Genomic DNA, 12,054 nt, shown 5'->3' with positions numbered 1-12,054 from the left:
CACCATTACCCGTGATACAGGCTACTAATAACCGTGTTTGCGAGCCCACTTTTCACGCAAACTCTTCTGCCAAAGAGCATCATTGCCAAGAATGCCGAGCTTCTCAACCAATAAATGAAAGTCGTACCAAATTTCATCTTTATCGAAAAGATCAACTTGATTGTTTTTCAATCTATTATCTAGACGTTTTAAGATCTTTTTAGCCTCCTTTGGGTTGGTTTTATTCACATAATCGCGTAGCTCAGGTAATATCATGCCCGACAGTAACAACTCCCAATCTAAATCCCCTTCTTTGGTACACAGTGGCTTTTTATAGAACCCAATACGTTCCAGCAAATTGTGAAGATTGCGAATATCTCGTAATAATAGCGCTTTACATCTCGGTTTATAACGAACTTCTAAGCGCAGGAAGCGGCGGTAATCCTGTATTTCGCGCCAATTAGTGATTATCAGTTGTAGATCTTTATCATGTAAAGTGTCTAAGTCATCACCAACATCCAGCTTCTCATAGCAAGAGGCGTGATACTCTGATTTATTGCTACCAAGCCGTTGCCCTTGAAACTCTCCTTCACTTGAGTAACGTTCGCCACAACATGCCCCCTTAAAACCAATATGATAGTCTGAGAGACGCATATCATATATGTCTAAAGCATAATCAATGCGAGTCACCCATGCGCTTTTCAATATTTTATACAGATACTTACCTAGGCGCTTCTTCTTTCCTAAATAAAGAACTAATTTATTAATATCATCAACAGTAAAATGTTGAGGACTAAATTCAAACCTAACAGCACCTCTTCCTTGATATTTATCTGTTTTCTTAAAATCCATTTCCGTCGGCTTATAATAGATCATAAATGCTTGCTTCGGATTATATTTGTTTTTCACCTTAACTTGATAGCGATAAAGTTTCTTAATATATTTACTTTTCGTTTTTCTTCTTCTAATTGAATAAAAACGACTGCCTTTCATCTTATTTAATCTATCGAACAATTCATCGGTATCATCAATTTCAAGATCACCTACAATACTAAGTTTATCTATTCTATGCATCATTTCGTAATGACCTAATTCATGAGGAATAGCAATTGATTTCTTCAAATTATCAATATTAGGTTTAAGGGTAGACATAGCTACCCCCATCACTTACTTGAATATTATTATTCTCTATATAATCATATAAAGGGGTTATAACAGGCTTATAGATCCACATAGTTATTGCCCCCTTTTTTCACACACTCGTCGATCCACTTCTGCACTTCACTAGCTTTCCAACGAGCAGTACGCCCTGATACAGTCAAAGAATATTGCGCAGGGAACCCCCCTGCACGGATCCAGCGGTAAATTGTCGCGCGTGAGACCTGGGTGATTTCTAAAACCTGTTTCATTGTTAAAAAGTGTTCGTGTTGCATGAGACATAACTCCTGTCAGTTTATGGAGTTACTCTTTACAATCACTCAGAACGGCTATTTTGTGATAGTCACAACAACAAAAAAGCAGATTAAGTGACGGTCACAGTGATTTTCTTGACTAAACCTGCTAAAATTCTTTAAAATATTAGTGACGGTCACACATAAAAATCACCGTGATGTATGACCGTCACAATTATTGGGTGTTTTTACTAAACTCATGAGAACTACATGACTGTCACAAAATGGAGCATCTAATGTCTGGAAAAATAGGTCAGAGAAAGAAGATAGAACAAGAAAATAAAAAGGAAGATAATTGCAAAAGGGCAAAAACAAGCAGAGAGAATAGACTGAAAAAATTAGGCGCACCATTCACCATTAACATGCATGATAAAAATAAAACAAGATTGAGAGAAATCTGTGTTCATTTTGGTCATGATGACATGATGGAAAGAGAAAAAGCCACAGGACGAATTTTCAGCCAAACAATTATGAATGTTATCGATTATTATTATATTACCGCAGTTATTGAGTCTAAAAATGACAATGCAAAATTATTAATAAATACGTTTAAAACCATTTGGAAAGAATGTGTTTTAAACAAAAACATTTTCATTCTTAAAAACGAATTTGAAACACTTCCTGATAATAAAGAAAAGAAAATAATCGAAGGAGAACTAAAATCAATTGCCAAATCCATGACTAAAACAAAGTGTTTCATTCCTCCCTATATATTCAATAATAATTTTGATGAAAGAAATATTACAACATGGACACCGTTAGATATTTTATATTTGCTAGATACTCAATCGGTCATTAATAAACTTAAAAAGTTAAATACATTGAAAAAATAACCTATTTATAAAGGTGATATTTCAACAAAATAAACAGATTCACTATACAACCGCCGTACTTTGTTACCTCTTAATCCATAGCTGGTGCGGCTCACTTTCTCTTGCTGGTGGCTATCAAAGAAATAGAGATATTCACTGTCCATATGCTCCACCAGCGACCAATGCCACTGATCACCCAGAAGAATAAGCCGACGTGACGTTGTATGAGCGCTTAGGAAAGCCTCGCATGCAGACAATATTTTTTGTGTTGTAAGTCCATCTTTGTAACGAAATGGCGTGGTGACGCGTAGAGGGGCTTGTGATGGGTATTTTGAGGTTAGGCGCTTAATCAAGTAATCCATCTCAGGAACATCAATACCTTGGGTTAAACACTTGTACAGTGACCAGTATTGACTGTATTCACGCAGAAGATAGTTAAATAATGGGCGGGACTTAATGCGGTCTCCATAGAACCATGTACCCATATTGACCAGACTGTAAATCCCACAGAGGCAATCTAAATCCCCTTGCTTGGACGGTATCAACATCAACTCAAACCTTCTATTGATTGTACTGTACTTAATGAGATCACCAGCGCTGGTATTATTTTTACTTAATTAGTGAGTTTCCCACTGAATACTGACTTCGTAACATTTCATTTTGTGGTATTGAATAAAATTGCGTTGCCACAGTTCAAACAGTGCTCCACCCTCTTCTTCATCAATATCCCCCATCATAAAATGATAGATATAACCCTGCGACCAACAAATATCGAGTTCCTTTTCAAGCTCAGGATAATAGCTCCCCATGAATGAAAAATCTGTCACATAATCAAACTGCCATTGCTCATGCAGCCGAAACAAGCGTATTTCAACAGGATGGAAGCCGCCTGTTTCAGCACTATACAATGGGTCTCGAAAATTCATTGTAACCGCCCGAACAGTGGTTAAATCAATCGCTGAGTTAACAACTGAATTGTCCAGTTCATGTAATAACAATTGGCTAAATACTTGTGCGACAGGCAAGTGTAGCCCTGACTGATGAATAGTCATATAAAGTTGCCTTTAAATAAAAAAGTGGAAATAAACTGTATAAGCACAACCCAATCATATTTTGGACAATAGTGCCATGCTAATATTTTACCATAATCACTAGCAAAGTAAAGTATTTTATTGTTTATAATCAGATAGTTACTGAATTTAGCCATCATTGCTATTTTGATATACGTACAGTGATTTTTATTGAAATGAAGACACTATCAACGTTCGCGTTAGCCCAAAACGTAAAATATCCGTACATCAGATTTATTTGAAACTACCCACTACCCAAAGAATCTCCTATCCCCCTTTATCCTCGCGTTATATCCGGACGTTTATGACAATCCTCCTCAAATTTTCAACTCACATAAGAATCTCAATAATCCATGACCGATCGTTTTTAACGATCGATAAATCATTATTGATAGGCGTAATTGATTTTAACAATCGTTTTGATCATATTGATAGATAAAACAGATCATATTTTGTAAACTTGTGTTTGATAGGTTCACACGTTGTAGCCCTTTTTAATTAAAATTTTTGTTATTTTGTTCTACAAAAGGTTATCAAGTGAACCTAATAATCGATGTAACCGCCTATTTTAACAGGCGCTTATCCATTTTTTTCATCAATTAATAAAGATGTCATTATGAAAAAACAATTAAATACAAACTATCGTCTTGTCTGGAGCGCTGTCCAAAACGCGTTGATTGCCGTCTCTGAACTAACCCATGCAAAAGGTAAGAAAACAGCGGGTATCATCGCACTTTCAGCATTATCATCACTGGCTTCAATACCTGCCTTTGCCAATGATAGCCGTTGTGTCAATGGCACAACAGTGACCGATAATTGCACCGTTGAGGCTGGGGAAACAGTGTCAAATATGACCGTTAAGGAAAATGGCAATTTACGAGTAAACGGTGAATCAAATAATACCGTTTTAACAGGACAGAAAAATCCAACCGGTTCAGGGTCGTCATTTGATGATGGAAGTCGGTATGATTCAGCGACAGAATGGGTTTATGGCACGGCGACGGGCACCATCATCAATGCAGGTGGGATCCAAAAGGTCGACGGTGGTACAGCCGACCAATCAAAAGTCAATTATCACGGTGTATTAGAAGTTAACAACGGGGGCACAATCACTAATTCAACAGTAGGCTCTAATGATGCCGTTGATGGGTTAAAAACCGATGAAGCCTATATTTCTGTTATCGGTAATGGTAGTTCAGCTAAGAACACCCATATTAACAATGGTGGCGTTCTGAGTGCGTCAGAAGGAGCTATCGTCACGGATACAACCATCAATGCCGGAGGGCGTCTAGAACTTTCAGTGGATAATGACCTCGATAACAACGAGTTTAGGACGAATGCAGGCATAACTACAGCTAATGGTGTAACAATTAATAAAGATGGCATACTGGCGCTTGATAAGGATACAAAAGCAACCGATGTGGCCGTCAATGAAGGCGGCACCCTATGGGCTGAAAATGGCGCTATTCTTGAAAATATAACGACCGTTGGAGGAGAAACTAAAGTTCAAAATGCCACACTCACTGGTAGCAACGTCTTTAATCAGCAAGGAACATTGACCGTCTCAGGGGATGTATCTGCGGAAATCATTGAGTTGTATGATGCCAATATTCAATTTGAGGGGGCGTCTGTTTCACAAGCCTCTTATCGCCGTAACACACCAGAGTTCAATGCGGGGCATCTTACCGTGAAAGAACTGAAAGGTGAAGGTGACAATAACAACATTACTCTGCGTATAGATGCCACATCGGGAGAGCATGACACATTACAAGTGACTGACGCTATTGACGGGCATTTTAATGTCAATATTAACAGTCAAGGTAAAGAAATAAACACATCGGCGTTAGATTCAAGTTTCATTGAAGCAAAAGGCAGTGATGCTCATACGTTCTCTGGTGATACTGATATTGGCGCTTACAACTATTCGCTTTACCAAGATGGCGATGACTGGCGGCTCCAACGCAGCGGCAATTTATCGGCATCTTCGAGCAATGCCATGATGCTCGCAAACGTCACACCAACAATTTGGGCGAGCGAATTATCCGTCTTACGCAACCGCCTAGGCGAACTCCACGCAGATTCTGAACAAAATGGTGTGTGGCTGAAATACATAACTGCCCGTAACCGCGTTAATAATAACCAGACAAGCTACAAACAGGACATGAACGGGTTTGTCCTCGGCGGCGATCGACAGCTTGATGTAACTAATGGAAAACTGTTCCTCGGCAGTCAGTTCGGTTATTCCTACTCATCTCTTGATGCAGCAAGCAGCGACGGACAAGTCAAAAGTTACAGTTTAGGCCTCTATGCGACATGGTTACACAATAGCGGCTACTACGTCGATGGCGTACTCAAAGGAAATCGATTCTTTAGTGAGAATAATGCACGCTTCAATCAAGGTACATCGAAAGCCAATGATGCGACCAATGGAATTGGATTCTCTCTTGAAGGAGGGAAACATATTAATATCAATACGTACCAAATTGAACCTTATGTTCAACTCGCTGGATTCCAAGGACAAAAAACACACTACACGTTTGATAATGATCTTCATGTTAATGCGAATGCAACCCGCTCTTTAAAAGCTGAGATAGGTACAACATTGGGTAAAGAATTTACACTACCTAATGGCGGTAATGCAAAACCTTATATTCGTCTGGCGGCAAGCCAAGAGTTTATCAAAAATAATGATGTCACTATCAATAATACCGAACGCTTTACCAATGATATGTCTGGCTTAACGGGGAAATATGGTATTGGTATGAATACAAACATTGTTAAAGATCTGGACATGTATGGTGAATTTAATTATGCCAAAGGCAACAAGCTTGAAACACCGTACAGTGGCACTGTGGGGATAAGATACAGTTTCTAACCTTTTCACTTAGCCCTCGACTATCAGTTTGAGGGCTTATTTAAACCACTTCCACCATGCGATATTAAAAATCAGTCTTTAGATGACTTTTTATCTCAATTGCTCCCTTTGGCGTGATTAAACAACGTTGATGATTTTTTTATGGCGGAGAATATTGATGTGGAAAGTGAATGAAAGAATAGAAACATCAAATGGTAAAATGCCAACCTAATAATAGGCTGGCATAGCAATTAACCGTTGAGTAACGTAACAACAAAACTTTTTTTATCATCCGCGAGCTGCACGGAATAAATTACCGTGACAGAGCCTGCTTTCCCCGTTGCTTCGGCAGCACAGAGATAAACGCCTCGTTGCGTATTTTGACGTTGCGTTCGCACATTCTCAAGCTGCTCATACATCGCCCAACCGACATGTTGATTGACCACTTGTAACGCTAATGCTTTTGCACCATCACTGTTACAATTAACGGTGCTCTCATTACATCCCGTTAAACCAACCATCGCCGTTAATACGCTTAATTTCATCCACTGGTTAAGTTTCATTTTTACATTGTCACCTTACAGCAGAAAATTTACGGTTATTCCTGCTAATATATCGAGTGCAATCACAACCAACGCCGCGTAATACCAAGCACGACGATTCGGTATTTTCACGATAAAGTAAAAACAGCAAACATCCCAAATAAGAATCAATGCTTCTACTTTATTCAATGTCACCTTTTTAGTAATAAAAAATTCAACGATATTTAAGAATAAAATCGGTAAAAACCAAAATAGCCAAAAGGTTTTAGCTAATCCAAAGCCACCGTTGAGCAAACGCTGTTTAAATAAAGCCGGATCATTTAATCCTTTCGCTTCGTTTTCTTCTCGAATTTTTTGCAATTTATTTTTGATAGACATGACTGTTCCTTCAATTAAATGAATTAAGGTTTTTTTCCATGATGTTGACGCCAGAATGGGTGCAATGCCTTACCGATAGGCAAGGGTAAATATTTAGACTATTTCAATTACCGTCCATGATTATTAGAGGGTGGCTTGTTGATGTAACGACTCGGCCATATTGTTTCGGGAGCCGTGCCAATCACATCCGCAATGATCTGTTCAGCTCTTGGGTACGCTCGCTCTAGCGCATTATTTAACGTCCGAGAAGAAAGACCATGCTCACGAGATAATTGCGCTAGTGTGACCCCTTTTTTATGCAAAGCCGCCACAATATCCGCACGGTGCCAATCCGCAGCGCTTCCTTTTCGGGGCTTTTTTTGAGATGCTACAGGGTTAGACATAGTAATAACTCCACTGTTTAATTCCTCGTCTATTAAAAACCAATTAAAGGGAATTATCAATAGATATCCTTATGATTTTAACATCTTTCTAGTGCGGTTATTTTATCCTTTTGATATGTATGGGATTTATAAAAATCATGACTGATAAAAAACAACTAACTGAAATGGATAATGCGCCCAAGCTCTGGTTTACCAGTGGGGAGCTAGCTGCTATAGGAAAAGAAAAAGCAGACGATCCAACACGTTACCCTGAATATAAAGATATGGATATCCCTACCACCGCGAAAGGCGTTAGAGTCCGTCTAGAGTCAATCACAGCCCTTCATCCCCACTTTCGCAAGAAGAACCCTAATAAGCGCGGCGACCTCTATCATATTGATGCATTTAAGGTGATCCTAAACACGGATGAAAAAGAGCTCATCAAGCAAAACACACTATCTTCTGAAAGTGCAGATCTTAACCTTTTACTTGAAATCTACAAATCACTGTCAGTTGAGAAAAGAAAAGCGTTATTAAAAAATGCACTCACAATGAAACAGGAAGAATTAGATTAGTATCTTTTGATATCTTTTGTTATTTTAATAACTGTATTTTCGTCACTGACTCAGAGGCACTATGCAGTTATCTCACCACAACATGCTAGACAGCAGCTATGACCCATTAACGGCTAAAGCTATTGATTATGTCATTCTCATTAACAGAGCATCACCGAGGCGTTTACAGCGCTATTTTCGGATAGGATTTCACCGTGCTGAGCGTATTATTCATCAACTGGAGTATTTGGGTGTGATTACGCCCTTGAACCAGTATGATTATCGTGAAGTACTCGGATACCCAACTCACTGCGGCTCTTTTGATGCATCGGCCTTTACAGCACCTATTGAGACATCACAAACACCGTTATTCACTGATTCACCACTAGATACGCAATCACTCGAATACCGCTGCCTAATACAAGCTATCGTCTGGCAACGGATCGTGGTTTGGGTCGAGGAAATCGAAATTGAAGGTGGAACGGCTAATATATTGAAATCCGCTTCGCCGTTTGAGTACTTAATTGAACCCCACAATGATGAAATTTATCAAGATGCACTCCGCAACAACGCTGGCTCTTACCGTTTCCTTGCCACACTGCGCCCTGAAACCCCATTGGATGTGCTACGACAACATGGACGCATTAGCTATCAGCCCTGCTGGAAGCTACCCCGTATAGCACAGGAAGAGTGGCAAGGTTTATGGGTGCCGAATGAGGCTGGCTGGGAAAGCCTATCTGAGGAAAATATTCATCAGCAAAGAGGAATTGGTGAGTGGCCTGATTTACCCCATAAAAGCATGAAACCCTTGGTGCATGGGCTGCAAGAAGATGGAGGAGATTATTTGCGGTACTTAATTTATTGGAAAATGAGCATCAAATATAGGCTACAGACTAATCTTAATAAAAAATAAGTGTCACTATATCTATGATAATATCATAACCCCATTTATTACCTTATAAAAAGGAATAGTATATGAAAGAAGAACATGAAAAAATAATTAAGAAACTCGAAAAGTTCGATGAGAAAGGGATCAAAAAACTAAATGAAATTGATGATTCACAACTTGGTAAGATATTAAAATTATCAGTATTAAACAATAAAAGTATTATTATTCATGACATAAAGAAAAGGCAGGTAAGAGATAATTTTTTTGAAAATCTTATTGCTGAAATACCTAATGATATTTATAAGAAAGATATAATCAAAACCCTTGATATATTAAAAGGCACTGAAGAAATATATGATAAAATAAAGAATTTCATAAAAAACTCTTACATCTCAAAACATGATATAGAAAAACAAATTTGGGCCCACATAAATAGAGCAGAATCGGAATTTGAATATGCTTATAATGAAGGAAACAAAAATCTTTTGCATACAATAAGTATGAGTGATGGTTTAACTGGTACTTATATTACAGGTGTGGATGGTTCAGTAGCTCATATAGATGTTGCTATAGAAACCTATAATTTTTATCTTTGCATGTATTTGAAAATGTCTGCATATGAAAATAAATTATACGATATAAATGGAACACTTATATTACCTCCTGAAATCACTATCAGTGAAGAATCTATTTTTGAAGCTGGATCAATATTGGCATCATCAATATCGTGGGCTAAATTAGAAGAGTTCTCTAATAAATCTCTTTGCTTTGGAGGAAGTTACACTAAAAGTAAAGTAATATTAGATGAAATAGAAAAAAATGATATTAATTTAGATAGCAATGTTAAAGATAGATACGTACATAAATTCAATATAGAAACAGATAATTATTTAGCATCTGACATCATATCTAATGCAAGATATTTCTTCAAAAAATACCAAAATAATATTGAAATAAACTTTAAAGAAAACATACCTCTCGATATGATAAAAAGTATTGGGCTACAAGATTCTACCGAATTTAGTGCCCTAATGTTTATTCAAAGTACGTTATTCTTGAAAAATGATGTTATCACAAAAAAATATGGTAAATTAACTTTAATTGAATGGATTATTGGGTATAGCGAGCTTAGTAAGTATGCAAAAGAAAACATAAAAACACAAACTTTAATTTTATCAAAAAAAGAAATTTTCAATCTGATAAATAATAGATTAAACTCTTCAGAAAAAACATATTTACTAATAGACTATCTGACTTTTAATAAAAAAAGCAAAGACCTATTTGATTCCCCATTAGTCAAAGTAAAAGGTGGTTTATACTACTTATGTAAACCATCACTAGTTACTATATCAATCGATGAAGCTATTTTATCTACATTTGCAACCTTTAATATAGCTACAGATAAAAAAGGTTATAAATTTGAAGAGTTTATGAATGAAAACCTAGAAAGGTTAAACTTAAATCATTCACCTTTAAAGTTTAAAATCAATGATGAAGAATACGAATATGACTGTATTTTGGTTTTAGATTCTAGAGTTTTTATTCTAGAATATAAAAATAGAACCCCAACTAAAAATTATATAAATAGCATTGTTAATAAAAAATCAGATTTATATGATTATATAGAACAAGTTAAACGCTTAAGAGATGGATTAATTAACAACCCACAGAAATTCAAAGAAAAATTCGATGAAGATCTTGATAATTATGAAATAATCCCTGTAGTTCTATTTAATCATACATTTACACATCCAAAAACAGAGGATAATGTATATATTACAGATAGCTCTATATTTCTTCGATTCTTCAAAAAACCATACATAAGCATGGATATATTGAAAGATGGAAAGGAATACAATATATATAAAAGCGATAAATTTTGGTTAGGAGAATCACCTACTTCAAGTGAACTATTAACCTACATGGAAAATCCACCACAAACAAAGCTATTTATCAATAAGTTAAAATATGATGAAAGATATTATCCTATCGATCATGAGAATATGCTTACAGGTAATGATTTAATCATCTCAAACTTCTTATAATCTTATATAACCAATGAAAGACACGATCGCAACATCATGTCTTTCATATTTTTTAAATATCATATAATTAAAATATCAGCATAACCATACAAATATTATTCACCAAGTAAAACACTCTTAATATTTAAGAACTAGCTGTAATATCTATTTTGTAGATCGAGGATAAATTTATTTATATAATCACTTCAACGTCTCAAGAGAAGTTATCCATATGATCTGCCCATTTCTGCAACCACACCTTACATTCACTCTCATAACCATATAAATCATACGTTCCTTCGATACCACTACGTGAATGCCCAAGTATCGCCTCCCCCACTTCATTGGGGCAACCTAATTTAGCTAGCCCAGTACGTACTGTTCGACGTAAATCATGAGGTGACCAATCAGGGATATCTAGCATCTTGCCTTCTTTGCGTAAACGCCACGCACATTCTGTTAGATATTTTTGTTGAATCGGCAACTTGGTTACTTGAGATGGGAAAAGATATTTATCGGAGTTCATGCGCATTGATTTCAAGTAGGTGACTGCTTGCTCGGGTAATTGCACGTATCGTTCAATTCCTGTCTTGGTTTCTTTCAAATGAATAGTTCCTTTTTCAAGATCCACATCATCCCAAGCCATTGCGCACACTTCACCAGTTCGGCAGCCTGTCCAAAGCGTCAGACGGACTGGTAATATCCGTATCAATAGATAGCAAGCTAATCAAGTTAACTTTACCTATAATGCTCTTTAGCATATTATCTAAAAAGGAAAATATAACTTTATGCCACTTTATAATAGTCATTGCGAAGTAAATTTATTGTATGGAATTGTTTAATTTTAACAATAATACGCTATTTTATCAGACACCTTGTTCTAAATGAGTACACCGCTGAGTACAAAATCAATAACACAAAATTAAATCAATAAAAATCAAATAAATACACCCCGAATTAGGGTTTAATGTGTAAACTACCACTTAAGTTCTCACACTAATGCATTTTATTATCTAATAGTGTAAAGCGCATAAAACCTATGGGCTTTACACTTTTTATTTCACTTGAACATCAATATTTCTATAAAACCAAATGCCTCAATGCATTTAAACCCGCCCCTACTTGCTTCGTCCTGCATC

12 protein-coding genes and 1 pseudogene are annotated in these 12,054 nt (G+C 36.6%); 5 read left to right on the top strand and 8 right to left on the bottom strand.

Annotation, left to right across the window (positions count from 1 at the left end):
- Positions 1 to 24: 24 nt before the first annotated feature.
- Together ACPEH5_RS02725 and ACPEH5_RS02720 are read right to left on the bottom strand one after the other, a co-directional pair.
- Positions 25 to 1,131, bottom strand: a complete 1,107-nt coding sequence (locus ACPEH5_RS02725) for a hypothetical protein (RefSeq protein WP_281110842.1) — start codon at positions 1,129 to 1,131, stop codon at positions 25 to 27.
- 68 nt (positions 1,132 to 1,199) lie between these two features.
- Positions 1,200 to 1,412 carry a helix-turn-helix transcriptional regulator gene (locus ACPEH5_RS02720; protein WP_272524065.1) on the bottom strand — a complete coding sequence of 71 codons (213 nt, stop codon included), beginning with the start codon at positions 1,410 to 1,412 and terminating at the stop codon, positions 1,200 to 1,202.
- Between the two features lie 254 nt (positions 1,413 to 1,666).
- Here ACPEH5_RS02720 and ACPEH5_RS02715 point away from each other — a divergent pair, with 254 nt between their 5' ends.
- On the top strand, positions 1,667 to 2,263 hold the full coding sequence (locus tag ACPEH5_RS02715) for a hypothetical protein (protein WP_115166750.1): 597 nt from the start codon (positions 1,667 to 1,669) through the stop codon (positions 2,261 to 2,263).
- A 5-nt stretch (positions 2,264 to 2,268) separates the two neighbouring features.
- Here the strand turns inward: ACPEH5_RS02715 and ACPEH5_RS02710 are convergent, their stop codons facing one another.
- Entirely contained in the window at positions 2,269 to 2,790 is a 522-nt protein-coding gene (locus ACPEH5_RS02710; RefSeq protein ID WP_281110840.1) for a hypothetical protein, read from the bottom strand.
- 69 nt (positions 2,791 to 2,859) lie between these two features.
- Positions 2,860 to 3,294 carry a DUF2787 family protein gene (locus ACPEH5_RS02705; RefSeq protein WP_281110839.1) on the bottom strand — a complete coding sequence of 145 codons (435 nt, stop codon included), beginning with the start codon at positions 3,292 to 3,294 and terminating at the stop codon, positions 2,860 to 2,862.
- A gap of 634 nt (positions 3,295 to 3,928) precedes the next feature.
- On the opposite strand from ACPEH5_RS02705, the gene ACPEH5_RS02700 reads away from it, so the two are divergent.
- On the top strand, positions 3,929 to 6,187 hold the full coding sequence (locus ACPEH5_RS02700) for an autotransporter outer membrane beta-barrel domain-containing protein (RefSeq protein ID WP_281110838.1): 2,259 nt from the start codon (positions 3,929 to 3,931) through the stop codon (positions 6,185 to 6,187).
- 230 nt (positions 6,188 to 6,417) lie between these two features.
- Here the strand turns inward: ACPEH5_RS02700 and ACPEH5_RS02695 are convergent, their stop codons facing one another.
- From ACPEH5_RS02695 to ACPEH5_RS02685, 3 genes are all read right to left on the bottom strand, one after another.
- On the bottom strand, positions 6,418 to 6,729 hold the full coding sequence (locus ACPEH5_RS02695; protein WP_281110837.1) for a hypothetical protein: 312 nt from the start codon (positions 6,727 to 6,729) through the stop codon (positions 6,418 to 6,420).
- A gap of 15 nt (positions 6,730 to 6,744) precedes the next feature.
- Complete coding sequence (locus ACPEH5_RS02690) at positions 6,745 to 7,086, bottom strand: hypothetical protein (RefSeq protein WP_281110836.1); 342 nt, start codon at positions 7,084 to 7,086, stop codon at positions 6,745 to 6,747.
- 107 nt (positions 7,087 to 7,193) lie between these two features.
- Positions 7,194 to 7,469, bottom strand: a complete 276-nt coding sequence (locus tag ACPEH5_RS02685) for a helix-turn-helix domain-containing protein (RefSeq protein ID WP_001967176.1) — start codon at positions 7,467 to 7,469, stop codon at positions 7,194 to 7,196.
- A gap of 137 nt (positions 7,470 to 7,606) precedes the next feature.
- On the opposite strand from ACPEH5_RS02685, the gene ACPEH5_RS02680 reads away from it, so the two are divergent.
- The 3 genes from ACPEH5_RS02680 (at position 7,607) to ACPEH5_RS02670 (ending at position 10,936) form a co-directional block, all read left to right on the top strand.
- Positions 7,607 to 8,023 carry a hypothetical protein gene (locus ACPEH5_RS02680; RefSeq protein ID WP_001967075.1) on the top strand — a complete coding sequence of 139 codons (417 nt, stop codon included), beginning with the start codon at positions 7,607 to 7,609 and terminating at the stop codon, positions 8,021 to 8,023.
- 61 nt (positions 8,024 to 8,084) lie between these two features.
- On the top strand, positions 8,085 to 8,915 hold the full coding sequence (locus ACPEH5_RS02675; protein WP_281110835.1) for a DNA translocase FtsK: 831 nt from the start codon (positions 8,085 to 8,087) through the stop codon (positions 8,913 to 8,915).
- Positions 8,916 to 8,977: 62 nt separating this feature from the next.
- The gene (locus ACPEH5_RS02670) at positions 8,978 to 10,936 is read left to right on the top strand and encodes a nuclease-related domain-containing protein (protein ID WP_318859373.1); all 1,959 of its coding nucleotides are present in this window, start codon (positions 8,978 to 8,980) and stop codon (positions 10,934 to 10,936) included.
- A 193-nt stretch (positions 10,937 to 11,129) separates the two neighbouring features.
- Here the strand turns inward: ACPEH5_RS02670 and ACPEH5_RS02665 are convergent.
- A pseudogene (locus ACPEH5_RS02665) lies at positions 11,130 to 11,609 on the bottom strand (site-specific integrase); the annotation flags it as partial.
- Positions 11,610 to 12,054 lie beyond the last annotated feature (445 nt).

Source organism: Providencia sp. NPDC089933 (assembly GCF_049545585.1).
Lineage (GTDB): Bacteria > Pseudomonadota > Gammaproteobacteria > Enterobacterales > Enterobacteriaceae > Providencia > Providencia huashanensis.
Note: the sequence above shows the minus strand (reverse complement) of the source record. Positions and strands in the feature narration are given on the sequence as shown.

Coding starts and splice junctions, on each gene's coding strand:
- ACPEH5_RS02725 (WP_281110842.1), bottom strand. CDS start 1,131: ATGTCTACCCTTAAACCTAATATTGATAATTTGAAGAAATCAATTGCT.
- ACPEH5_RS02705 (WP_281110839.1), bottom strand. CDS start 3,294: ATGACTATTCATCAGTCAGGGCTACACTTGCCTGTCGCACAAGTATTT.
- ACPEH5_RS02710 (WP_281110840.1), bottom strand. CDS start 2,790: ATGTTGATACCGTCCAAGCAAGGGGATTTAGATTGCCTCTGTGGGATT.
- ACPEH5_RS02690 (WP_281110836.1), bottom strand. CDS start 7,086: ATGTCTATCAAAAATAAATTGCAAAAAATTCGAGAAGAAAACGAAGCG.
- ACPEH5_RS02720 (WP_272524065.1), bottom strand. CDS start 1,412: ATGCAACACGAACACTTTTTAACAATGAAACAGGTTTTAGAAATCACC.
- ACPEH5_RS02680 (WP_001967075.1), top strand. CDS start 7,607: ATGACTGATAAAAAACAACTAACTGAAATGGATAATGCGCCCAAGCTC.
- ACPEH5_RS02715 (WP_115166750.1), top strand. CDS start 1,667: ATGTCTGGAAAAATAGGTCAGAGAAAGAAGATAGAACAAGAAAATAAA.
- ACPEH5_RS02695 (WP_281110837.1), bottom strand. CDS start 6,729: ATGAAACTTAACCAGTGGATGAAATTAAGCGTATTAACGGCGATGGTT.
- ACPEH5_RS02685 (WP_001967176.1), bottom strand. CDS start 7,469: ATGTCTAACCCTGTAGCATCTCAAAAAAAGCCCCGAAAAGGAAGCGCT.
- ACPEH5_RS02700 (WP_281110838.1), top strand. CDS start 3,929: ATGAAAAAACAATTAAATACAAACTATCGTCTTGTCTGGAGCGCTGTC.
- ACPEH5_RS02670 (WP_318859373.1), top strand. CDS start 8,978: ATGAAAGAAGAACATGAAAAAATAATTAAGAAACTCGAAAAGTTCGAT.
- ACPEH5_RS02675 (WP_281110835.1), top strand. CDS start 8,085: ATGCAGTTATCTCACCACAACATGCTAGACAGCAGCTATGACCCATTA.